At 71.8% G+C, this 22,827-nt stretch carries 19 protein-coding genes and 1 pseudogene; 16 read left to right on the top strand and 4 right to left on the bottom strand.

Features of this window, described 5'->3' with window-relative positions; translation table 11 throughout:
* The first annotated feature begins 135 nt into the window (after nt 1-135).
* On the top strand, nt 136-837 hold the full coding sequence (locus tag ACLQ2T_RS22560) for a lysophospholipid acyltransferase family protein (protein ID WP_425768329.1): 702 nt from the start codon (nt 136-138) through the stop codon (nt 835-837).
* Between the two features lie 22 nt (nt 838-859).
* Here the strand turns inward: ACLQ2T_RS22560 and ACLQ2T_RS22555 are convergent, their stop codons facing one another.
* Complete coding sequence (locus ACLQ2T_RS22555; protein ID WP_425768328.1) at nt 860-2,332, bottom strand: cryptochrome/photolyase family protein; 1,473 nt, start codon at nt 2,330-2,332, stop codon at nt 860-862.
* Between the two features lie 50 nt (nt 2,333-2,382).
* Nucleotides 2,383-3,909, bottom strand: coding sequence for a hypothetical protein (locus tag ACLQ2T_RS22550; RefSeq protein WP_425768327.1), 1,527 nt, complete (start codon nt 3,907-3,909; stop codon nt 2,383-2,385).
* A gap of 188 nt (nt 3,910-4,097) precedes the next feature.
* Between ACLQ2T_RS22550 and ACLQ2T_RS22545 the strand changes: the two genes are divergently transcribed.
* From ACLQ2T_RS22545 to obgE, 6 genes are all read left to right on the top strand, one after another.
* A complete protein-coding gene (locus tag ACLQ2T_RS22545) occupies nt 4,098-6,083 on the top strand; it encodes a TIGR03960 family B12-binding radical SAM protein (protein WP_425768326.1) in 1,986 nt (661 codons plus the stop codon).
* Between the two features lie 25 nt (nt 6,084-6,108).
* Nucleotides 6,109-6,891: a TIGR03936 family radical SAM-associated protein gene (locus ACLQ2T_RS22540; protein WP_425768325.1), complete on the top strand. Its 783-nt coding sequence runs from the start codon at nt 6,109-6,111 to the stop codon at nt 6,889-6,891.
* A gap of 131 nt (nt 6,892-7,022) precedes the next feature.
* Nucleotides 7,023-10,130 carry an Rne/Rng family ribonuclease gene (locus ACLQ2T_RS22535; protein WP_425768324.1) on the top strand — a complete coding sequence of 1,036 codons (3,108 nt, stop codon included), beginning with the start codon at nt 7,023-7,025 and terminating at the stop codon, nt 10,128-10,130.
* Nucleotides 10,131-10,388: 258 nt separating this feature from the next.
* Complete coding sequence (rplU, locus tag ACLQ2T_RS22530) at nt 10,389-10,703, top strand: 50S ribosomal protein L21 (protein WP_425768323.1); 315 nt, start codon at nt 10,389-10,391, stop codon at nt 10,701-10,703.
* Nucleotides 10,704-10,714: 11 nt separating this feature from the next.
* Nucleotides 10,715-10,966 carry a 50S ribosomal protein L27 gene (gene rpmA, locus ACLQ2T_RS22525; protein WP_327024501.1) on the top strand — a complete coding sequence of 84 codons (252 nt, stop codon included), beginning with the start codon at nt 10,715-10,717 and terminating at the stop codon, nt 10,964-10,966.
* A 94-nt stretch (nt 10,967-11,060) separates the two neighbouring features.
* Complete coding sequence (obgE, locus tag ACLQ2T_RS22520; RefSeq protein ID WP_425768322.1) at nt 11,061-12,527, top strand: GTPase ObgE; 1,467 nt, start codon at nt 11,061-11,063, stop codon at nt 12,525-12,527.
* A gap of 106 nt (nt 12,528-12,633) precedes the next feature.
* Here obgE and ACLQ2T_RS22515 read toward each other — a convergent pair whose 3' ends face one another.
* Nucleotides 12,634-13,110, bottom strand: coding sequence for a DUF4383 domain-containing protein (locus tag ACLQ2T_RS22515; RefSeq protein WP_425768321.1), 477 nt, complete (start codon nt 13,108-13,110; stop codon nt 12,634-12,636).
* A 238-nt stretch (nt 13,111-13,348) separates the two neighbouring features.
* Between ACLQ2T_RS22515 and ACLQ2T_RS22510 the strand changes: the two genes are divergently transcribed.
* The 3 genes and pseudogenes from ACLQ2T_RS22510 to ACLQ2T_RS22500 all read left to right on the top strand — a co-directional run bounded on the left by ACLQ2T_RS22510 (nt 13,349) and on the right by ACLQ2T_RS22500 (nt 15,740).
* Complete coding sequence (locus ACLQ2T_RS22510) at nt 13,349-13,984, top strand: cyclase (protein ID WP_425768320.1); 636 nt, start codon at nt 13,349-13,351, stop codon at nt 13,982-13,984.
* Nucleotides 13,981-15,152 (top strand): annotated as a pseudogene (locus ACLQ2T_RS22505) (zinc-dependent alcohol dehydrogenase). Before ACLQ2T_RS22510 ends, ACLQ2T_RS22505 begins: the two are co-directional and overlap by 4 nt.
* A gap of 204 nt (nt 15,153-15,356) precedes the next feature.
* Nucleotides 15,357-15,740: a hypothetical protein gene (locus ACLQ2T_RS22500; protein WP_425768319.1), complete on the top strand. Its 384-nt coding sequence runs from the start codon at nt 15,357-15,359 to the stop codon at nt 15,738-15,740.
* Between the two features lie 57 nt (nt 15,741-15,797).
* Here the strand turns inward: ACLQ2T_RS22500 and ACLQ2T_RS22495 are convergent, their stop codons facing one another.
* A complete protein-coding gene (locus ACLQ2T_RS22495; RefSeq protein WP_012014682.1) occupies nt 15,798-16,016 on the bottom strand; it encodes a DUF397 domain-containing protein in 219 nt (72 codons plus the stop codon).
* Nucleotides 16,017-16,085: 69 nt separating this feature from the next.
* Here ACLQ2T_RS22495 and pepN point away from each other — a divergent pair, with 69 nt between their 5' ends.
* The 6 genes from pepN (at nt 16,086) to ACLQ2T_RS22465 (ending at nt 22,783) form a co-directional block, all read left to right on the top strand.
* Nucleotides 16,086-18,599 carry an aminopeptidase N gene (gene pepN / locus ACLQ2T_RS22490; protein WP_425768318.1) on the top strand — a complete coding sequence of 838 codons (2,514 nt, stop codon included), beginning with the start codon at nt 16,086-16,088 and terminating at the stop codon, nt 18,597-18,599.
* Between the two features lie 73 nt (nt 18,600-18,672).
* Complete coding sequence (gene nadD, locus ACLQ2T_RS22485) at nt 18,673-19,269, top strand: nicotinate-nucleotide adenylyltransferase (RefSeq protein ID WP_327024507.1); 597 nt, start codon at nt 18,673-18,675, stop codon at nt 19,267-19,269.
* A gap of 109 nt (nt 19,270-19,378) precedes the next feature.
* Nucleotides 19,379-19,783: a ribosome silencing factor gene (rsfS, locus tag ACLQ2T_RS22480; protein WP_425768317.1), complete on the top strand. Its 405-nt coding sequence runs from the start codon at nt 19,379-19,381 to the stop codon at nt 19,781-19,783.
* Entirely contained in the window at nt 19,780-20,427 is a 648-nt protein-coding gene (locus ACLQ2T_RS22475) for a histidine phosphatase family protein (RefSeq protein ID WP_425768316.1), read from the top strand. The genes rsfS and ACLQ2T_RS22475 overlap by 4 nt, the downstream gene beginning before the upstream one ends.
* A 72-nt stretch (nt 20,428-20,499) precedes the next feature.
* On the top strand, nt 20,500-21,354 hold the full coding sequence (locus ACLQ2T_RS22470) for a DegV family protein (protein ID WP_425768315.1): 855 nt from the start codon (nt 20,500-20,502) through the stop codon (nt 21,352-21,354).
* A gap of 640 nt (nt 21,355-21,994) precedes the next feature.
* Nucleotides 21,995-22,783 (top strand): ComEA family DNA-binding protein, encoded by a 789-nt coding sequence (locus ACLQ2T_RS22465; protein WP_425768347.1) that lies wholly within the window; start codon nt 21,995-21,997, stop codon nt 22,781-22,783.
* Nucleotides 22,784-22,827 lie beyond the last annotated feature (44 nt).

Raw genomic sequence — 22,827 nt, 5'->3', positions numbered from 1 at the left:
GGCAACGCCGCAGGGACCCCCGCTGACACCCTCATCCAGCCAGCGGACCCGCCCGACCTCGCGCATGACGACGTGCGCCGGTCCGCTACGGTGTCAGCGCCCCCACTGCGTACATCACCCATCGTCGGAGGACCAGTGCCGCTGCTCTACACCATCGGCAAGCTCACCGTGGCGCCCACGCTGCGGCTGGCGTTCCGACCGACCGTGGAGGGACTGGAGCACGTACCCGAGACCGGCGGCGCGATCTTCGCCGGCAACCACCTGTCCGTGGCCGACGAGTTGTTCCTCGGCACGGTGGTACCCCGGCACCTGGCCTTCTGGGCCAAGTCCGAGTACTTCAACGGCACCGGGGTCAAGGGGCGGTTCTCGAAGTTCGTGCTCACCGGGCTCGGCGCGATCCCGGTGGAACGGGCCGGTGGGCGGGCCGCACTGTCCGCGTTCGACGCGGCCATTCCCGCGCTCAAGGGTGGTGACCTGGTGGCCGTCTACCCGGAGGGCACCCGCTCGCCGGACGGGCGGCTGTACCGGGGCCGCACCGGAGCGGTCCGCCTGGCCATCGCGGCCGGGGTGCCGATCATCCCGGTCGGCATGATCGGTACGGACAAGGTGCAGCCGATCGGGGCCCGGGTGCCGCGCCCCTTCACCGGGAAGAAGATCACCGTCAAGTTCGGCAAACCGCTGGACTTCACCGGCCAGCCGGACGACCGGCTCTCGCTGCGGCGGATGACCGACGAGATGATGGCCGAGATCCAGAAGCTCACCGGTCAGGAGTACGTCCCCCGGTACGCCCCGCCGCGTGCCCAGCCGAAGACCACCGGCGAGCCGACCGCCGACTGACCGACGCCGGTCAGGGCACCGGTCACGGCGCCTTCGAGGAACGGCGTTTCTCCTGGTCGCGTACGGCGTCCAGGTCGTCGAGCCGGTTCATCTGGGCCATCGTGCGGGCCATCCGGGCGTTGGCCGGAATCCGGTCCCGGTTGCGATCGAGGAAGGCCCAGTAGCCGGCGGTGAAGGGGCAGGCCCGCTCACCCAGGCGGACCTTCGGGTCGTACCGGCAGCCGCCGCAGTAGTCGCTCATCCGGTTGATGTACGAGCCACCGGCCGCGTACGGCTTGGTGCTCATCCGTCCCAGGTCGGCGTACTGGCTCATGCCGATCACGTTGACGGTCATCACCCAGTCGTAGCCGTCGACGAAGCTGCGGTGGAAGAAGTCCACCACCTCGGCCGGTCGCCAGCCGCGCTGCAACGCGTAGTTGCCCAGCACCATGAGCCGGGGGATGTGGTGCACCCAGCCGTGGTCACGCAGGTCGGCCAGCACATCCGACAGGCAGTGTGCCTGCACCGCGTCGGCGTCCAGGTCCCGGAACCAGGCCGGCATCGAGGCCCGGGCGCCCAGCGCGTTGCTGCGTTGGTAGCCGGGCTCGAAATACCAGTACAGGTTCCAGACGAAGTCCCGCCAGCCGAGGATCTGGCGGACGAAGCCCTCGACGCTGGGCAGCGGCGCCCCCTGCTTGCGGTACGCCTGCTCCGCGCCCCGGATCGCCGCCATCGGGTCCAGCAGTCCCAGGTTGAACGAGGAGGAGAGCAGGCTGTGCGCCAGCCACGGGTCACCGGCGAGCATGGCGTCCTCGTACGGGCCGAAGTGGGGCAGCCGATGCTTGAGGAAGTGCCGTAGCCGTGCCTGGGCCTCCCGGGTGGTGACCGGGAACCGGCGCGGACCGTCCCGCCCGACGAACCGGATGCCTTCCCGCTCCCAGCGGTCCAGGTCCTTGCGTACCTCGGCGTCGATGTCGTCCTCGCGGGGCATCGGCGGGGGAGGTACGTCCAGTCGCTCGGTGCCCTTCGGCGGGGGTCTGCGATTGTCGGTGTCGAAGCTCCACCGCCCGCCGACCGGCTCGGCGCCGTCGACGAGCACCCGATGGTGCTCCCGGGCGAACCGGTAGAAGGTCTCCATCCGCAGGGCGCCACGCCGGGCGTCCGCCCAGTCGGCGAACTCCTCCAGCCCGGTGACGAAGCCCCGGGGCGGCAGTACGGTCACCTGGTCCAGCCCACGGACGAAGTCCAGCGCCACCCGGGAGGTCGGGTGGCAGACCTCCAGCGGTTCGGGTACCCGGCGCAGTGCCTGCCGGTAGGTCTCCGCGCGCAGGAAGATCGCCTGGTCGCCCAGTTCGGCCGCCCGGTGCCGCAGGGCGGAGAGCACCAGGTGCGCCTTCTGCCGGTGGAAGGCCCGACGACGGAAGACCGCCTTGGACTCGATCAGCAGCACCGGCTGGTCGCGCCGATCGAGGAAGTGCGGTCCGAGTTGGTCGGCGAACAGCCAACGCCGGGGCATGGGTCGATTGTGGCCCGAGCCGGCCCGGTACGGGTCGGAAGCGGGTCAGGTCATTCGGGGGTGATGATCTTTTCCCGCAGGGTGCCGAGCAGCCGGGCGCTGTCGTCCATCGAGAGGTTGGTGAACACCGCCGTGGTGATGCTGCCGTGGTCGACCGAGGTGCAGACGACCACCCCGGTCCCCTCGGAGTGGCCCGCCGCGCAGCGCCCGTGCCGCCCCCGGACGCCGCTGTCCACCACCTCCGCCGCCCCGAGGGAGTACTCCTCGGTGAGGCGTTCGATCTCGGCGTCGGCGTCGGCCGAGGGGGTGAGCCGGAAGCCGGTGCCACCGAAGACCGTCACCCGCTTCCCGACGCTCGTGGTGTAGACCCCGGCGAAGACGTCGTCGGCCAGCAGATGCGCCTCGCGGGTCTGGTTCTCCAGTTTCCGGGCGGCCTGGGCGTTGCGCGGATCCTCCCGCAGCCGCAGATCCGCCACCTGCTTGGGAAGGGCGGCATTGGCCGGGTACTGGGTGACCATCGGCGTGCCGTAGTAGGCCGGGCAGCCGCAGCAGCAGGCCAGGGTCAGCAGCAGTACCCAGGGCCAGCGACGCCGTTTGCGCTTCGGGGCGACCCCGGCGGGGGGCTGCCAGCCGGGCGGCGGTGCCTTCTTGACCTTGCGTCCCCGGGCCGGCGGCGGCGGTGGCCCGACCGGTGCCGAGGGCGGGGCCGGATGGACCTGCCGTGGATAGTTCGGCGGCGGGTACCCCGGCGGCATCGGCCGGGCCGGGGCCGCGGGCGGCGGAAAGGCCGCCGGTGGGGGCTGGTGGGCCACCGGGGGCGGCTGGTGGGCCGCTGGCGGGGGCGGGTCCGGCGGGGCGGGGTGCGTCCGGGTCGGCGGCGGCGCCGGGTACGACAGGGTCGGCGGCAGGACCGGGAAGTCGGCGGAGGGCAGATTCCATCCGCTGGTGTCGGCACCAGCCCAGGGGTCGACCGGGGTCTGGTGCTCGGGCTGGTGGTTCGCCGCCACCGGCGGCGGTGGGGTCGGCTCGGCCGACTCGCCCCACGAGCGGCGGCGCGGCGGTGCCGGTGGTACGGCCGCGGCTGCGCTCCAGCGCGGCGGCGGAGGCTCGGCGTCCGGCAGGGGTTGGGGCATGATCCGGGTGCCCTGCGGGCCGACCTCGGCGACTGTCGGCGGGATGGCGGCGGGCTCCGGGTCGATCATGGTGGGCGGGTTTTCGCCGGCCGGCCCTTCGGCGCCCGGTCGTTCCGGTGCGGTGTCGGCCGGTGCCGTGACCTCGGCGGTGTCGGCCGGTGCGGTGGCCTCGGGGGCTGCGGGCGGGGCGGCCGTGGGGTCGCTCGCCGCGGAGGCGTTCGGTCGGGTCGGCTGATCCCCGGAATCCGGCTGGTCGCCCTGAGCCGGCGGGCTGGTCGGATCGGGCGTGTCGGCGGGCAGCACACGGGTGCCGTCAGGGCCGGTGGGTGCCCCGAGGACCATCGGGGTGGCCTGCTCCTGGGTGACCGCCGGCTCCCCGTCCCGCTGTGCTTGCGGACGGGTCCCGTCGACCGGCCGGTCGGTACCCGGCTGCGGCTCCGGCATCGCGGCAATCTCCTCTCACGCCGACCCGAGGTTAGTACCGTTGTGCCAGCCTGACCGAATCAGGCGGCTCCCGGGCAGGCGGGTGGCCCGCTCCGGAGGGTCGTCGGCCAGCGGGGCGGCGGTCCGGCGGATCGGCAGGACAGGTGTGGCGCGGCCGTCGACAGGGGAGGCGCGTACCCTTGAGCATCATGAGCGTCCCGTCCACCACACCGCGTCCCGTCGCGGCCAATTCCGTGTGGCCCCGGCTGGAGCCGCTGCTGCCCCAGGTGACCAAGCCCATCCAGTACGTCGGTGGTGAACTGGGCGCGGTGGTCAAGGACTGGGACTCCGCGACAGTACGTTGGGCGCTGATGTACCCGGACGCCTACGAGGTCGGCCTGCCCAACCAGGGCGTGCAGATCCTCTACGAGGTGCTCAACGAACTGCCCGACACCCTGGCCGAGCGGACCTACGCGGTCTGGCCGGACCTGGAGAAGCTGATGCGCACCCACGGGGTGCCGCAGTTCACGGTTGACGCCCACCGGCCGGTGCGCGACTTCGACCTGTTCGGCGTGTCGTTCGCCACCGAACTGGGCTACACCAACCTGCTCGCCGCGATCGACCTGGCCGGCATCCCGCTGCTGGCGGCGGACCGCACCGACGCCGACCCGGTGATCGTGGCCGGCGGGCACGCCGCCTTCAACCCGGAGCCGATCGCCGACTTCGTCGACGCCGCGGTGCTCGGCGACGGCGAGGAGGCGGTGCTGGAGATCACCGCGATCCTGCGGGACTGGAAGGCCGAGGGCTGCCCGGGGGGCCGCGACGAGCTGCTGCTGCGGCTGGCGCGTACCGAGAGCGTCTACGTGCCCCGGTTCTACGACGTGGACTACCTGCCCGACGGTCGGATCCAGCGGGTCGTGCCGAACCGGGCGGACGTGCCCTTCCGGGTGCACAAGCGCACGACGATGGACCTGGACGCCTGGCCGTACCCGAAGAAGCCCTTGGTCCCGCTGGCCGAGACGGTGCACGAGCGGTACGCCGTGGAGATCTTCCGCGGTTGCACCCGGGGCTGCCGGTTCTGCCAGGCAGGCATGATCACCCGGCCGGTACGCGAGCGGTCCATCACCACGGTCGGGCAGATGGTGCAGCAGGGGCTGGAGTTCTCCGGCTTCCACGAGGTGGGTCTGCTGTCGCTGTCCTCGGCCGACCACTCCGAGATCGGCGACATGTGCTCCGGCCTGGCCGAGCAGTACAAGGGCACGAACGTGTCGCTGTCGCTGCCCTCGACCCGGGTGGACGCCTTCAACATCGAGCTGGCCCAGGAGTTGTCCCGTAACGGGCGGCGGACCGGTCTGACCTTCGCCCCGGAGGGCGGGTCGGAGCGGATCCGCAAGGTCATCAACAAGATGGTCTCCAAGGACGACCTGATCCGTACGGTGGTCACCGCGTACACCAACGGCTGGCGGCAGGTGAAGCTCTACTTCATGTGCGGGCTGCCCACCGAGACCGACGCCGACGTCCTGGAGATCGCCGACATGGCCCATGAGGTCATTCGGGCCGGTCGGGCCGCCACCGGGTCCAAGGACATCCGCTGTACGGTCTCCATCGGCGGGTTCGTGCCGAAGCCGCACACCCCCTTCCAGTGGGCGGCGATGGAGCGGCCGGAGGTCATCGACCACCGACTCAGGCTGCTCAAGCAGGCGATCAACGCGGACCGCTCGCTGGGCCGGGCCATCGGCTACCGCTATCACGACGGTGAGCCGTCCCTGATCGAGGGGCTGCTGTCCCGGGGTGACCGCCGGGTCGGCGCGGTGATCCGCAAGGTCTGGGAGAACGGCGGCCGGTTCGACGGCTGGAGCGAGCATTTCTCGTACCAGCGTTGGGTGGAGGCCGCCGCCGAGGTACTGCCCGCCTTCGGGGTGGATCTCGACTGGTACACCACCCGCGAGCGGGACGAACTGGAGGTCCTGCCCTGGGACCACCTGGACTCCGGCCTGGACAAGGACTGGCTCTGGCAGGACTGGCAGGACGCGCTCAGCGAGTACGAGCAGGACGACTGCCGGTGGACTCCGTGTTTCGACTGCGGGGTCTGCCCGGCGATGGACACCGAGATCCAGATCGGCCCGACCGGCCGGAAACTGCTCCCGTTGACCCCGGTCAACGGCCTGCGGCTGCCCACCGGCGCCCAGCAGTGACCCGGTCGGTCCGCCAGCGAGGAGCATGAAGATCAGTAAGAGACCACAGCCCGAAGGCGGCCAGGCGCCGGTCGTCCAGCGTGTGCGGATCCGGTACGCCAAGCGGGGCCCGTTGCGGTTCACCTCGCACCGGGACTTCGCCCGGGCGTTCGAGCGGGCGTTGCGCCGTGCCGGGGTGCCGGTGGCCTTCTCACAGGGCTTCACCCCACACCCCAAGATCTCGTACGCCAGCGCGGCGCCGACCGGGGTGGCCAGCGAGGCCGAGTACCTGGAGATCGGCCTGCGTGAGCCGGTCGACCCGGAGGCCCTGCGTGCGGCGTTGGACTCCGCGCTCTCGCCCGGCCTGGACGTGCTCGACGCAGTGGTGGCGACCGGCAGCGGGCTGGCCGACCGGATCGAGGCCTCCCGGTGGCGCATCGAGCTGCCGCAGGTGGATCCCGAGGTACTCGCCAAGGCCGTGGCCGCCTTCAGCGCCGCCGAGCAGGTGCAGGTAGAGCGGATGACCAAGCAGGGGCGGCGCACCTTCGATGCGCGGGCCGCAGTCATCGCCATCGATGTGAACGCCCCGTCGGCGACGCCTTCCGGGGCATCAGCCGTACCGTGTGCGATACTCGAACTGGTCGTACGGCAGGTCACCCCGTCCGTACGACCCGATGACGTCCTTTCCGGCCTCCGCGTGGTGGCCGGCCTGGAGCCGCCGGTGGCCCCGAAGGTGATCCGGCTGGCTCAGGGCACGTTGACCGCGCAGGGGGCGATCGTGGATCCGCTGGACGCGGACCGCGACGGGGCAACCATCGGCGGACGCTGACCGACGGTCGGCGCCCAGGCAGGCAGACTTCGCCGGTCGCGCACCCCGTGCGCCCGGGGAAACACCTTTTGCGGCATCCCTGCGTGGCAGCGCTCACCCGCGCCCGGGGAAGCCAGAACTGGAGAACGTCCATGCTCGAGAACGAGCCCGAGGGCGGCGAACAGACCGGTGCGAACCCGGCCGCCGAGCCCACCACCGTCGACGCGGCGCGCGGCGCCGGTACGCCGATGAGCGGCACCGGGTCGGGTGACACCCCGTCGGAGGACGCCCCCGGCACGGTGAGTGGTGCGGCCGACCTGACCGGCGTGCCCCCCGAGGCGGCACCGCCCCGACGGCGGACCACCCGACGACGAGCCACCCCGGTCGGCCAGCCCGAACAGGTCGATGCTCCGGTGCAGGCGCCGAGTACGCCGGCCGTGGATAGCGGGGAAGCCCCCCAGGCGGAGGTCCTCGCGCCGGTCTCCGGTGACCTCGACCCCGCCCCCAAGACCACCCGACGACGCCGTAAGGCCACCCCGGCTGCGAAGAGCAGCGAGGAGCCGTTGGCCGCGGTTGAGGTCGAGGTGACCGCCGATGACGTCGTACCGCCGGTCAAGGTGACCCGTACCCGGCGTCGGAAGGCCACCCCTGCCGTGGCCGAGCAGCCGCCGGCCGTCGAGGAACTGGCGGTGGTCGAGGAACTGACGGCCGAGGAGCCGGTGGTCGCGGTCGAGCCCGTTGCCGGGGCCGACTTCGCAGCCGTTGCGACCTCGACCGAGGGTGCCCCCGTACCGGCTGAGGAGCCCACCGAAGGTGTCGAGCCGACGGCGCAGACGCCGCCGGCCACGGATGCAGCCGGCGAACCGGCGCCGAGCCCGAAGCCGGTGCCGGTGGTGCCGGTGGTGCCGGAAGCGGAGACGCCCGCGGAGCCGGAGCCGCGGTCGCGTCGTCGTCGGGCCGCGCTCACCGCGCCGACGGTGTTGTTCATGCCCCCGGAGGAGATCACGGCCGCCCGGATCGCCGCCGCCGCCGCTCTGGCCGCCGAGGAGGAGATCGCCGAGGAGCCGGTAGAGCCCGCCCGTCGCCGTCGTCGTGGCCGCCGGGAGACCGAGCCGGTGGTGACGCCCGAGGTCGAGGAGGAGGAGCCCGCCGCAGAGGCCGAGGAGGCCGCCGAGGACGAGGACGACGAGGAGAGCGCCGCCGGACGGCGCCGCCGTCGGCGTGGTCGCCGGGGTCGGGGACGCGGCAAGGGTGGCGCGGAGGAGGCCGAGGACGGCGAGGCCGAGGACGGCGAGGAGGTCGTCGCGGCCGAGGCGGAGGAGACCGAGGCGGAGGCCGAGGCCGAGACCGACACGGACGAGGGCGGCGAGGACACCGAGGGTGACGGGTTGACCCGTCGGCGTCGGCGGCGGCGTCGGCGGGGTGCCGGCGACACCGAGGGGGCCGCCGACGACGGCGTGCCGACCGTGGTGAAGATCAGGGAGCCCCGTCGTACGGTCGACGAGGTGCAGGGTGTCTCCGGCTCGACCCGGCTGGAGGCCAAGCGGCAGCGCCGCCGGGACGGTCGTGAGCAGCGCCGTACCCGCCCGCCGATCCTCAGCGAGTCCGAGTTCCTGGCCCGCCGGGAGGCCGTCGACCGGGTGATGGCGGTCCGGCAGCGCGGCGACCGCACCCAGATCGCGGTGCTGGAGGACGGCGTGCTCGTCGAGCACTACGTCACCCGCAGTTCCTCCGGCACCATGGCCGGCAACGTCTACCTCGGCAAGGTGCAGAACGTGCTGCCCAGCATGGAGGCGGCGTTCGTCGACATCGGCCGGGGCCGCAACGCGGTGCTGTACGCCGGCGAGGTCAACTGGGACACCAGCGGCCTGGAGGGTCGGGCCCGCTCGATCGAGCAGGCACTCAAGTCCGGCGACTCGGTGCTGGTGCAGGTCACCAAGGACCCGATCGGGCACAAGGGTGCCCGGCTGACCAGCCACGTCGCGCTCTCCGGGCGGCACCTGGTGTACGTGCCCGGTGGCAACGCCTCCGGGATCAGCCGCAAGCTGCCGGACACCGAGCGCAAGCGCCTGCGTGACGCGCTGAAGAAGTTGGTGCCCGACGGCGCCGGGGTGATCGTCCGGACCGCGGCGGAGGGGGCCAGCGAGGACGAGTTGGCCCGTGACGTCAAGCGGCTCCAGGCGCAGTGGGAGGACATTCAGGCCAAGGCCGCCGAGGGCGGTGCCCCGGTGCTGCTCTACGAGGAGCCGGACCTGGTCATCCGAGTGGTCCGGGACCTGTTCAACGAGGACTTCCGCGAGCTGGTGATCGAGGGCGACCAGTCGTACGACATGGTCGAGTCGTACCTGTCGCATGTCTCGCCGGACCTGCTGGCCCGGCTGCGTCGGCACGTGGGCACCACGGACGTCTTCGCGGAGTACCGCATCGACGAGCAGATCCTCAAGGGGCTCGACCGCAAGGTCTTCCTGCCTTCCGGGGGCCATCTGGTCATCGACCGGACCGAGGCGATGACCGTGGTCGACGTCAACACCGGTAAGTACACCGGTGCGGGCGGCAACCTGGAGGAGACGGTCACCCGCAACAACCTGGAGGCGGCCGAGGAGATCGTCCGCCAGTTGCGGCTGCGCGACATCGGCGGCATCGTGGTGATCGACTTCATCGACATGGTGCTGGAGTCGAACCGGGAACTGGTGCTGCGTCGGCTGACCGAGTGCCTGGGCCGGGACCGTACCAAGCACCAGGTCACCGAGATCACCTCGCTGGGCCTGGTGCAGATGACCCGCAAGCGGATCGGTGCCGGTCTGCTGGAGGCGTTCAGCGAGACCTGCGACTGCTGCAAGGGCCGTGGCCTGATCATTCACACCGAGCCGGTGCCGGAGAAGCCCCGCTCCGGTGGGGCGGAGAAGGTCAAGGCGGTCGCCTCGGCGGCGGCGCCGACGACGACGACGGAACAGCCGACCGCCTCCTCCCGGCGTCGGGCCCGCAAGAGCGCTGCGGCCGAGCGGACCGTGGTGGAGGTCGCCGAGACCGACAGCACGAGCAGCGCCGACACGGACTACGACACCATGGGCTACGACCTGTCGCGGTACGAGGCCGAGACCCCGGCCGCGCCGGAGGTCGCCGACAGCCATCAGGGCGAGTCGGCCCGGCTGGCCGCCCCGGACGACCCGGACGCGCTGGCCGAGGACGACGACGACGAGGGCGGTTCCGGCCGTCGCCGCTCCCGCCGGCCCGGCGCCCGACGGCGTACCCGACCCTGATCGAAGCAGTACCCGCAGCCCCTTCCCACCGGAGGGGCTGCGGGGTACGTCCCCGGGCCCTCGCGGTGCTCGGGTGGGGGCGGTTTGGGACGCGGGGCCAGCATGGCGTACGCTTGCCTGCGGCGCACCCTTGTGTGCCGAGTTCCCGCGTGCCCGCGCCGCCGTGCCTCTGCTACCCGGCGAGCCGCCGTGGGGACGACCGACCGGCAACGGTGGGAAAAGACGCTAGCAGCCTCAACGACAGGGAGTGCGCCTCCGATGTACGCGATCGTCAAGACCGGCGGCAAGCAGTACAAGGTCGCCGAAGGCGACGTGATCGAGGTCGAGAAGCTCGTCGGTGCCCCCGGCGACGCGGTGAAGCTTGCCGCGGTGCTCCTCGTCGACGGTGACGACCTGGTGACCGACGCGACCAAGCTCGCGAAGGTCGAGGTGTCCGGCGAGATCGCCGCACACACCAAGGGACCGAAGATCCGGATCCACAAGTTCAAGAACAAGACCGGCTACCACAAGCGCCAGGGTCACCGCCAGCCGCTGACCCAGGTCAAGGTGACCGGCATCTCCAGCGGGAAGTAGGTCGTCTCAAGATGGCTCACAAAAAGGGTGCGTCCAGCTCGCGTAACGGCCGGGACTCCGCGGCCCAGCGGCTCGGCGTGAAGCGCTTCGGTGGTCAGGTCGTCAGCGCGGGCGAGATCATCGTCCGGCAGCGCGGCACCAAGTTCCACCCCGGTGACCTGGTCGGCCGCGGCAGCGACGACACGCTCTTCGCGCTGTCCGCCGGTGCGGTCCAGTTCGGCAGCAAGCGCGGTCGCAAGACCGTCAGCATCGTGCCGCAGTAGTAGTTGTTCGGCAGGAGCGGGCCGTGGACCTGAATGTCCCGGCCCGCTTCGCCTTTTCAGATGCGGGGGCACTCCCCGCTGGAAGGATTGCGGCGTGACTACGTTCGTTGACCGGGTCGTCCTGCACCTGCAGGCCGGCGACGGCGGGCACGGCTGTGTCTCGATCCACCGGGAGAAGTTCAAGCCGTTCGGCGGCCCCGACGGGGGTAACGGCGGGCACGGCGGCAGCGTCTCCCTGGTGGTCGACCCGCAGGTGCACACGCTGCTCGACTTCCACTTCCGCCCGCACATCAAGGCGCAGAACGGCCGCGGGGGCGCCGGCTCCAACCGGGACGGCGCCAACGGCGCCGACCTGGTGATCACGGTGCCCAACGGGACGGTCGTGCAGACCCTCGACGGCACCGTGCTCGCCGACATGGTCGGTGCCGGTACCACCTTCGAGGTGGCCCGGGGCGGTCGTGGCGGCCGGGGCAACGCCTCGCTGGCCAACGCCCGCCGGAAGGCCCCCGGCTTCGCCGAACTGGGCGAGCCGGGTGAGCACCTGGACGTGGTGCTGGAACTCAAGAGCGTCGCCGATGTCGGCCTGGTGGGTTTCCCGTCGGCCGGAAAGTCGTCGCTGATCTCGGTGATCTCCGCAGCCAAACCGAAGATCGCCGACTACCCGTTCACCACCCTGGTGCCCAACCTCGGCGTGGTCCGGGTCGACAACCACACCTTCACCGTGGCCGACGTGCCCGGTCTGATCCCCGGGGCGGCCACCGGCAAGGGTCTCGGCCTGGAGTTCCTCCGGCACATCGAGCGTTGCGCCGTGCTGGTGCACGTCATCGACACCGCCACCCTGGAGCCCGGACGGGATCCGCTCGCCGACATCGACACCATCGAGGCGGAGCTGGCCGAGTACGGTGGCCTGGCCGACCGGCCCCGCCTGGTCGCCTTGAACAAGATCGACGTGCCCGACGGGCGCGACCTTGCCGAGATCGTCCGGCCCGACCTGCAGGCCCGGGGTCTGCAGGTCTTCGAGGTCTCCGCGGCCACCCGGGAAGGGCTCAAGGAGTTCACCTACGCGATGGCGGAGTTGGTGCAGCAGGCGCGGGCGGCGGTGCCAACCGCCGAACCGACCCGCATCGTGCTCCGGCCGAGGGCGGTCGACGACGCCGGCTTCACCATCGAGGCGGAACCGGACGGCTCGTACACCGTGCGGGGGGTGCGCCCCGAGCGGTGGGTGCGTCAGACGAACTTCGACAACGACGAGGCGGTGGGCTTTCTCGCCGACCGGCTGGCTCGGCTCGGTGTCGAGGAGCAGTTGGCCAGGGCGGGTGCCCAGCCGGGTGACCTGGTGCGCATCGGGGAGCGGGAGTTCGACTGGCAGCCGACCCTCTACGCGGGCGCGGAGTTCGTACCCGGGAGTCGGGGCCGCGACGTGCGGCTGGAGGAGAAGTCGACCCGGGCCAGCGCGGCCGAGCGGCTGGCGGCCCGCAAGGCCCGCCGGCAGCGGCCCGCCGACGAGGTGGAGCCTTCGCCGGAGCCCGAGGCCCTGCCCGAGCCGGACGACGCCGAGTAGTCCCACCAGCCGCCGGCCTGCGCCGCTGATCGACTCCGTTTCGCCGAAACGGCGGTTTCCCACCGCTGTGCACCCCGCCGTTTCGGCGATACGGTGCGTGCCGGGATCAGGGGCGGTCGAGGGGATTGTCGAGTCGCCCGCCGGTACCACGGTTGTTGGACAGCAGCAGGCCCAGGGCGAGCATGCCGAAGCCGAGCGCCAGGTGCAGGAAGTCGTCGGCACCGTTGACCGGAATGAAGTTGGCCGCGCTGTCGTCCTCGGTCGCCCAGCCGTACAGCCACAGGGCCAGGTAGACCGCCCCGCCCGCGGTGAGGAAGATCCGTGCGCCGGCCAGTCGGCGGGCCGCCACCAGCCCGATCAGACCGAAGCCCAGGTGCAGCAGGTTGTGCAGGATGGACACCTGGAACACGCCGAGCAGCTTCGCCCCGGAGTGGTGCCCGGCGAAGGTCATGTCGCCGTACCCGGTGGTGATCCCGGGGATGAAGCCGGCCACCCCGAGGACCAGGAACAGGGCGGCCACGACCAGGGCGGCGAGTTGGACGCGGGTGCGGTCCGGCCGACCGCGGTCTGCCTGATGCGCCATTGATGTCACCCCTGTGGATCTGGATACGCCCGTGGCCGAGGGCGCGAGGTGCGCACGCGCATGGCGATCTCGCGGGCCCGTTGGTCCTCAATTGTCATAGCCCGGCCGTGCTCGCGCAGCGAAACGACCAATCAGGCGGCCCGGGGCCCACACGTCCGCGATGTCGTTTCGTCGACCACCCTCGGGGTAGCGCTCGGGAGGGAGGTCCACCCCGAACATCTCGGATGAAGGAGACATGATGAGGAGCAACGGCGCGAGGTGGGTGCTGCTCGGCGCCGCCACCGTGACCGCGGTTGTCGTCGGCCGGACGGTCGCGCGGCGGCGACATCGGCACCAGCCCGTCAAGGAGGACGGCTGGTACGTGGTGCGGCGCGGGGTGACGGTCGACCGGCCGGTCGAGGCGGTGATCGGCTTCTGGACCGACCGGGAGCAGCTGGACCAGGCCCTGGCCGAGTGGGCGACCCTGGAGCGGATCGACGACGAGCACTGGCGGTGTGTGGCCTTCGACGACTCCGGCGCGGGCGTCGAGTGGCGGGCCGAGATCACCGTCACCGGTCCGGGCCGGTTGAGTTGGCGGGTCACCGACGGCCCGGACCAACAGGGCACCGTGGAGCTGGTGGCGGCCCCGCAGGGGCGGGGCACCGAGATCCGGACCGAGCTGCGCTACCGCGGCGGCCCGGTGCGTCGGGCCCTCGGCCTGGCCGGCGGCAACGAGCCGGATCTGCGGCTGCGCGACACCCTGCGTCGGGTGAAGTCGCTCATCGAGTGCGGCGAGATCATCCAGACCCGGCGCGACCCCTCGGGGCGCAGCGCCCGGCAGGAACGGGCCACCGACACCATGCGCGAGCGGCTGTCGGCGGGAGGCCGGGCATGAGGGCGCTGTGCTGGGAGGGGGTCGGCAAGCTGAAGGTACGCGACGTGCCGGAGCCGACGGTACGCGCGGACGGGGACATCATCGTCAAGGTACGGGCGAGCAGTGTCTGCGGCTCCGACCTGCATCTGATCAACGGGTTCCTGTCGGCCATGCGGGAGGGGGACATCCTCGGCCACGAGTTCATGGGCGAGGTGGTGGAGACCGGACCGGGCGTACGGCGGATCGCCGTCGGGGACCGGGTGGTGGTCGGCTCCGTGGTGGCCTGCGGCGGCTGTTGGTACTGCCGGACCGAGCAGTATTCGCTGTGCGACAACTCCAACCCCCAGCCGGTGTTCAGCGAGAAGCTGTGGGGGCATTCACCCGCCGGCATCCTCGGCTACTCGCACGCCGCCGGTGGCTACTCTGGCAGTCACGCCGAGTACGTGCGGGTGCCCTTCGGCGACATCGGTGCGTTCAAGGTGCCCGAGGGCGTACCGGACGATTCTGTGGTCTTCGCCTCCGACGCCCTGCCCACCGGCTGGATGGCCGCGGACTTCTGCGGTCTGACCGGCGGTGAGGTGGTCGCGGTGTGGGGTGCCGGGGGAGTCGGTCAGATGGCCGCCCGGGCCGCCCAACTGCTCGGCGCCGAGCGGGTCATCATGGTGGACCGGCTGCCGGAACGGCTGTCCACCGCGGCCGACCGGCTCGGGGTGGAGACGGTCAACTACGCCGAGACCGACGTGCTGGAGGCGCTGCGGGAGATGACCGCCGGCCGGGGACCGGACGCCTGCATCGAGGCGGTCGGCATGAGGCCCACGACGTCGGCCCGGCGTACGCGTACGACCGGGCCAAGCAGACCACCCGGTCGCAGTTCGACCGGCCGACCTCGGTCCGGCAGGCCATCATGGCCGCGCGCAAGGGGGGCACGGTCAGCATCGTCGGCGTCTACGCGGGCTTCGTGGACAAGTTCCCGCTGGGTGCGGCGATGAACAAGGCCCTGGTGCTGCGGATGGGGCAGATGCACGCGCAGCGGTACATCCCGATGCTGCTGGAGCGGCTGGCCGCCGGGGAGATCGACCCCGCCTACCTGGCCACCCATCCGATGTCGCTGGAGCAGGGTGCGCGGGGTTACGAGATCTTCGAGAAAAAGCAGGAGGGGTGTCTGCGTACGGTGTTGCACCCGGCCTGACACCCGCGTCGGCCGGTCGGCGGGCGCGGTGTGTGGGCCAGCTGGCCCCTCCCGGGAGGCGGCGTTCCTGGTTGACTGCGTCAAGCGTCGGCGACGCCGCCCATCCGGGCGGCGCGCACCGCGCCCGCCGTCCGGCCCCGAAGGCCGCGCAGTCGGCGGGCGGGGCGCGGCAGCTGGGCCGGCGGGCTCGCGGGGGAGGGACGTATGCAGGACAACAGGCCGGCACCCTGGCGGCGGTGGATGACCGGGGCCTTGCGTGGGGGTGGCGACCCGCCGCTGATCACCTCTGCCCGGCGGCTGGTTCCGGATCGCTGCTACACCGCGCATCTCGGCTTCACCGCTGGCGATCTGGCCGCCGCGCGGGAGACGGCTGTCGGATACGCCGAGGCCCTCAGCCTTCTGCGGCCCGAGGTGGCCCTCGGTGCCGCCGCGGTGTCCCCGGCCGGCGACTGGCGGCGGGCCGAGCGGCTGTTCTGCGGGGCCCTCGGCCCCGATGGTGAGCGCTGCGTCGATGTCGCCGGTCATCCGGGGTTCCATCACGCCCCGGGGCCCGGTGGCCTGGGCTGGGGTGACGGCGATGTCGGCTGAGGGTTCGCCCCGGTCCGGCACGGCGGAACGGGTCCCGCCGACCGGGGCGACGGCCGGTCAGTCGAGGTCGAACTCACCGTCCTGGGCGCCCGCGACGAAGGCGTCCCACTCGGCCTGGGTGAACACCAGCACCGGACCATCCGGTTCGGCGGAGTTGCGCATGCCGATCAGGTCGTCGACGAAGGCGACCTCCACGGCGGCCTCGGAGGTGTCCCCTTCGGCCCGCTGCCAGACCGCCCGGGAGAGGTCGAAGTCGCCCTTGGGGTGCGTTGTCATGGTCCAGTCCTCCAGCGTCGGGGGTAAATGGGGACGCCCGCTGGCGACCCCATCCGGCAGGATAAGCGGATGCCGAGCCTGAGCCGTGCAGAGTCGACCGCGCGTGGCGCGTCGATCGCCGTCGTGTCGTATCACGTGGACCTCGACCTGACCACCGGCGACGAACGGTTCCGGTCGCAGGTCACCATCCGGTTCACCGCCACCGGCACGGAGACCTTCGTCGAGGTCAAGCCCGCCACCCTGCTGGCGGTACACCTCAACGGCGTCGACCTGGACCCGGCCGCGCTGGCGGACAACCGGCTGCCCCTGACCGGGTTGGTCGAGGAGAACATCCTGACCGTCGAGGCGGAGATGGCGTACACCAACACCGGGGAGGGGATGCACCGTTTCGTCGACCCCGCCGACGGTGAGACCTACCTCTACGCGATGTCCTTCCTGGACGAGGTGCAGCGCATCTTCGCCGCCTTCGACCAGCCGGACCTGAAGGCCCCGGTGACCCTGTCGGTCACCGCACCGTCGCACTGGACGGTCGCGGCCAACGCCGAGGTGGCGGCCAGGACGGCTCCGGGGCGCTGGGAGTTCGCCCCAACCCTGCCGATCGCCACCTACCTGTTCACTCTGATCGCCGGGCCCTGGCACCACCGCCGCGACGAGCACGAGGGTGTTCCCCTCGGCATCTACTGCCGGCGTTCTCTGGCCGAGCACCTGGACGCCGACGCCGAGGAGATCTTCACCGTCACCAGGCAGTGCCTGGACCGCTTCCACCAGCTGTTCGCCGAGCCGTACCCCTTCGGCAAGTACGACCAGGCCTTCGTGCCGGAGTTCAACGCCGGGGCCATGGAGAATCCGGGGCTGGTCACCTTCCGCGACGACTACATCTTCCGGTCGGCGGTCACGGACACCCAGCGCGAGCTGCGGGCCACCACCATCGCCCACGAGATGGCCCACATGTGGTTCGGTGACCTGGTCACCATGCGGTGGTGGGAGGACCTGTGGCTCAACGAGTCGTTCGCGGAATATCTGGGCACCCGGGTCACCGCCGAGGCGACCCGGTTCGACCAGGCCTGGACGACCTTCGCGTTGCGCCGTAAGGCGGGCGGGTACGCCGCCGACCAGCGCCCCTCCACCCACCCGGTGGCTCCCGAGCAGGTGCCCGACGCCGCCGAGGCGTTGCTCAACTTCGACGGCATCTCGTACGCCAAGGGTGCCAGTGTGCTGCGGCAACTGGTGGCCTGGCTCGGCGACGAGGCCTTCCTGGCCGGGCTGAACGACTACTTCTCCCGGCACCGGTTCGGCAACGCCACCCTGACCGACCTGCTCGCCAGTCTCGGGTCGGCGAGTGGGCGGGACCTGGCCGGTTGGGCCCAGGTGTGGCTGCGTACCGCCCAGGTCAACACCCTGCGGGTGGAGGTGGATCTGGACCCCGAGGGCCGTTACCGGGAGGTGGCGGTCACGCAGACCGCCCCGGCGACCCATCCGGTGCTGCGCCCGCACCGCATCGGGGTGGGCCGGTATGCCGTCGACGGCGGCGCCGAGCGGATCGAGGTCGACCTGGATCCGAGGACCGACGGTGGTCGCACCGTGCTGGCCGGGTTGACCGGTGAGTCGGCGTCGGCCGTCCTGCTGCCCAACGACGGTGACCTGACCTTCGCCAAGATCCGTCTGGATTCCGCCTCCGTCGCGGCGGTGCCCCTGCTGTTGCCCCGGTTGGCAGACCCCCTGCCCCGCGCCCTGCTGTGGGGCGAGGCGTTGGGCGCGGCAATCGACGGCGAACGGCCGGTCATGGCGGTGGTGGAGCTGATCGGGGCGGTGCTGCCCACCGAGACCGAGGTGATCATCGTCGAGGACGTGCTGGCCATGAGTCGTTCCCTCGTAGACCGCTACCTCGATCCGTCCATGCGGCAGACCGCTCTGGCGGTGATCGACAAGACCTGCCGCCAGATGCTCGATGGTGCCCCCGCCGGGAGTTCCGCGCAGTTGGCGGCGGCCCGGGGTCTGATCGCCGCGACCGTGGACGCCGCCCTGCTGACCGGCTGGCTCGATGGTCGGGAGGTGCCGCAGGGCCTGGCGGTCGACACCGAGTTGCGTTGGGCGATCCTCGGTCGGCTGGTGACCTTGGGGATGGCGGGTGGGGCCGAGATCGAGGCGGAGGCGGCGGCCGACCCGAGTGCCGCCGGTGCGGAACGCGCCGCCCGGTGCCGCGCTGCCGTGGCCGATCCGGCCGCCAAGCGGGCCGCCTGGGAGATCATCATGGCGAACACGGAGCTGTCCAACCGGCTGGTCGAGGCGACCGCAGCCGGCTTCTGGCAGCCCGAGCAGGGGGAGTTGACCGCGGACTACGTACCGCGCTATTTCGTCGACATGCCGACCGCCGCCCGGCTGCGTACCCCCTGGGTGGCCGAGGAGGTGGCCCACCTGGCCTTCCCCCGGTACGCCGTGGCGCAGACCACCCGGGAGGCGGCCGTGGCGCTGCTGGCCCGCGACGACCTGACCCCCGGGCTGCGCCGGGTGGTCACCGACGCCGACGACGACCTGCGGCGTGCCCTGGTGGCGCGGACGGCTCTGGCCGCCACGAATGCCTGACCTCCGTGGTGGGTCGAATGCTGTCCGTCAGGCCGGGCCGAAGATGAGACCGGATTCGGACTACGATCATGGGGTGACGCAAGACAACCGGCGGATCGGGATCATGGGCGGCACCTTCGACCCGATCCATCACGGGCACCTGGTGGCGGCCAGTGAGGTCGCAGACCGGTTCGGGCTCGACGAAGTGGTCTTCGTGCCGACCGGTCAGCCGTGGCAGAAGGAGGATCTCCCGGTCAGTCCGGCCGAGGATCGTTACCTGATGACCGTGGTGGCCACCGCCTCCAACCCGCGCTTCCAGGTCAGCCGGGTGGACATCGACCGAGGGGGCCCCACCTACACGGTCGACACCCTGCGGGATCTGCACGCCCTGTACGGCCCCAAGGCCCAACTGTTCTTCATCACCGGCGCGGACGCCCTGGAGCGCATCCTGAGCTGGAAGAACCTGGACGAGATCTTCGAACTCGCGCACTTCATCGGGGTCACCCGACCGGGTTTCGCGTTGTCCGACGCACACCTGCCCGCCGACACGGTCAGCCTGGTGCAGGTGCCGGCGATGGCGATATCGTCCACCGACTGCCGGGCGCGGGTGGCCCGCGGTGAGCCGGTCTGGTATCTGGTGCCGGACGGTGTGGTGCAGTACATCGCGAAACGGCGTCTCTATCAGGGGTGATCAGTCCCCTTATGGGGCGGATGATGCTGTTTCCGGGGCGAAACCGACAGGTCGCACCGGCGGGTCGTGTGAGAGGCTTGGGTATCGCACGGTTGATCGAAGGAGAACGGTGACAGTTTCCGAGCGCGCTCATGAGTTGGCGATCACCGCCGCCCAGGCCGCAGCCGACAAGAAGGCTCAGGACATCGTCATCATCGACGTGGGCGACCAGCTCGCCATCACCGACGCGTTCGTGCTCGCCGCCGCGTCGAACGAGCGGCAGGTGCTGGCCATCGTCGACGCCATCGAGGAAGCCCTGCTCGACCTGCCGGAGAAGGCGAAGCCGGTGCGTCGCGAGGGCGAGCGCGGTGGACGCTGGGTGCTGCTCGACTACGTCGACATCGTGGTGCACGTCCAGCACACCGAGGAGCGCGAGTTCTACGCCCTGGACCGGCTCTGGAAGGACTGCCCGACCATCCCGTTCGTCGACCGGGACCTGGCTCGTGCCGAGGCCGGCGCCGGATCGGGCGAGTGACCCGGCTGATCATCTGGCGGCACGGCAACACCGACTGGAACGCCGCCAACAAGGTCCAGGGGCAGACCGAGGTACCCCTCAACGACCTCGGCCGGGAGCAGGCACGCGAGGCCGCCCCGCTGCTGGCCGCACTGAACCCGGACGCCATCGTCACCAGCGACCTGAGCCGGGCGGCGGACACCGCCGCCGCGCTGGCCGCGCTCACCGGCCTGCCGGTGCGCTCCGACGCCCGACTGCGGGAACGCTACTTCGGCCAGTGGCAGGGGCTGCTGCTCACCGAGGTCGCCGAACGGTTCCCCGAGGAGTACGCCCGTTGGCGGGCCGGTGACCCGGCTCCCGGCGCGGATGTCGAACCCCTGGACGAGTTGGGCAAGCGGATGGGTGCCGCCCTGCATGAGATCGCCGACGAGATGCCCGGGGGCACGATAGTCGTCGCCACCCACGGCGGGGCGGCGCGGCAGGGCTGTGGGCAGCTGTTGGGCTGGGACCACACGGTGCTGCGTACCATCGGTCCGCTGCGCAACTGCCACTGGACCGACCTGCGCCAGGAGGGTGACCGGGGTTGGCGCCTGCGGGCGTACAACGTCGGCCCACTCGGGGTGCCGGCCACCCCGGCCGCGCCGGGATCGGCCGAGCCGGTCTGACGAGCCGGCGCCGCCGTCCCGGCCCTGAACCGGTTGGACGGCCGACCGGCCCGATCCGCTACCGTGCCGGACATGCCCGTCGCGGTCGTGACCGACTCCACCACCTACCTTCCGCCCGAACTGGTGCCGGCGCACCGGTTGACCGTCGTGCCGCTGACCGTGGTGCTCAACGGTGTCGAAGGGCTGGAGGGAGTGGAGGTCTTCCCCGCCGACGCCACCCGGGCCCTGAGCGCCCGGCGGGTCTCGGTGAGCACCTCCCGGCCGTCGCCCGAACAGTTCGCCCGGACCTACGGCAGCCTGCTGGAGGCCGGCGCGCAGGGGGTCGTCTCGGTGCACCTGTCGGCCGGGCTCTCCGGCACGGTCGAGGCGGCCGAGTTGGCGGCGGCGCAGTTCGGCGGGCGGGTGACCGTGGTGGACAGCCGCTCCTGCGGCATGGGTCTCGGCTTCCCGACTCTCGCCGCCTCCCGGGCCGCCGCCCAGGGCGCGGACCTGGCGGGGGTACGCGCCGCGGCCATCGAGGCGGCCGGCCGTACCAGCACCTTCTTCTATGTCGACACCCTGGAACTGCTGCGCCGGGGCGGCCGGATCAACGCGGCTGAGGCACTGCTCGGTACGGCCCTGTCGGTCAAGCCGATCCTGCACGTCTCCGACGGCGGCATCGTGCTCAAGGACAAGGTGCGTACCGCCAGCCGAGGGGTGGCGCGGCTTGTCGATCTGGCCGTCGAGGCGGCCGACGACACGGCGGTGGATCTCGCCGTGCACCACCTCGCCGCCCCGCAACGCGCCGAGCTCCTACTGGAGGCGCTGACCGTCCGGCTGGGCGACCGGCTGCACGACACGTACCTCACCGAGGCCGGTGCGGCCGTCGCCGCCCATGTCGGCACCGGTCTGGCCTGCGTCGTGATCCACCGACGACCGGCCACCTGAGCTTCCGCCCTCCTGCACCAGCGGTCCCCTGTCGGGCGGTCCCGGTCCGGCGGGCTCTGCCGGGAAGTTGCTCGCCGGACTCTGCACGAGGCGCTCACCGCACACTCCCGACCGGGTGCCGCAACAGCGCCTCGACCTGGGGGCAGCGGCACCGCCGATAGCACATCGTGGGCATGATCAGGGCGTTGTCCACAGGAGGTCGGTTGTCCACAGTGGGGACGGTCAGGGCCGACCTGACCCGGGCCGGTCGTCCTAACCTCGCGCGGTGTCCAACGACGAGGAGACGGCGGTACGGGCGCGCCTGTGGCGACTGATGCCCGGTGCGCCCGAGCGCGGTGCCGACCTACCACCGACAGCGGTGCCGGGGGCATCGGTGACCGACCCGCGCTTCGATGCCTCGGGCAGACCCTGGACATCCGGCCTCGATCCGGTACCGGCGTCCGCCACGGTTGCGACCACCCCGTTGGAGTGGCCGACGGTGCCACTGCCTGTTCCTCCAGTGCCCACCGGCCAGCAGCCACGCACATCGACCGTGTCCGGACCGGCCGCCTCCGGACCGGTCACGGCCAGACAGGTCCGGTCGGCCAGGCCCGCCTGGGTCGATCCCGAACCGACCGACCCGGAGCCGTTGGCCGGACCGATGCCGCTGGTCGGGCCGGTGCTGCTGGCCGATGCTGTGCCGCTGGCTGGGTCGGTGCCGCTGGTTCATCCAGCGTCGCCGGCCGACTCGGTGCCGACCGATGCGTCCGGGCAGTCCGGGCCAGGGCACGATGCGGCCGAAGTCGCACCGGTGTCCCGGCTGCCGGGGCCGGGTGCCTTCGATCCGGGTAGGCGAGGGGTCCGGGCGCTGGCGGTAGTCGCGGTTCTGGTGGTGCTCGGGGCGGCCGGCTGGACCTGGCGCTCCCGACCACAGGTCGAACCGGTCGCTGCCGTGACCGCTGCGCCCACGTCGGACACCTCGGACAGCCCGGAGGGCGACCCGGTCGAGGGGGCGACCGGCGAGGTGGTCGTGGCGGTGGCGGGCAAGGTCCGTCGTCCGGGGCTGGTGCGCCTGCCGGCCGGTGCGCGGGTCGCCGACGCCGTCGCGGCGGCCGGTGGCGCGTTGCCCGGGGTGGACGTCGCCATGCTCAACCCGGCCCGCAAGGTCACCGACGGGGAGTTGATCGTGGTCGGGGTGGCGGCTCCCACCCCGGCGGCGGGTACCGGCCCGGCAGCCGGTAGCGATCCGGGCGCGGGCGCGCGGGTCAACCTGAACACCGCGAGCCAGGCCCAGTTGGAGACCCTGCCCGGGGTGGGGCCGGTGCTGGCCCGACGCATCATCGAGCACCGCGACCAGCACGGCGGCTTCCGGTCCGTCAGCGACCTGCGCCAGGTCAACGGCATCGGCGACGCGCGGTACGAGGAACTCAAAGACCTGGTGACGGTGTGAGGGCGGACGGGCTCTCCTCCTCCGGGCCGCCCTCGCCGGTGGCC

It is taken from the genome of Micromonospora sp. DT229, assembly GCF_049844505.1.
Classification (GTDB): domain Bacteria; phylum Actinomycetota; class Actinomycetes; order Mycobacteriales; family Micromonosporaceae; genus Micromonospora.
Note: the sequence above shows the minus strand (reverse complement) of the source record. Positions and strands in the feature narration are given on the sequence as shown.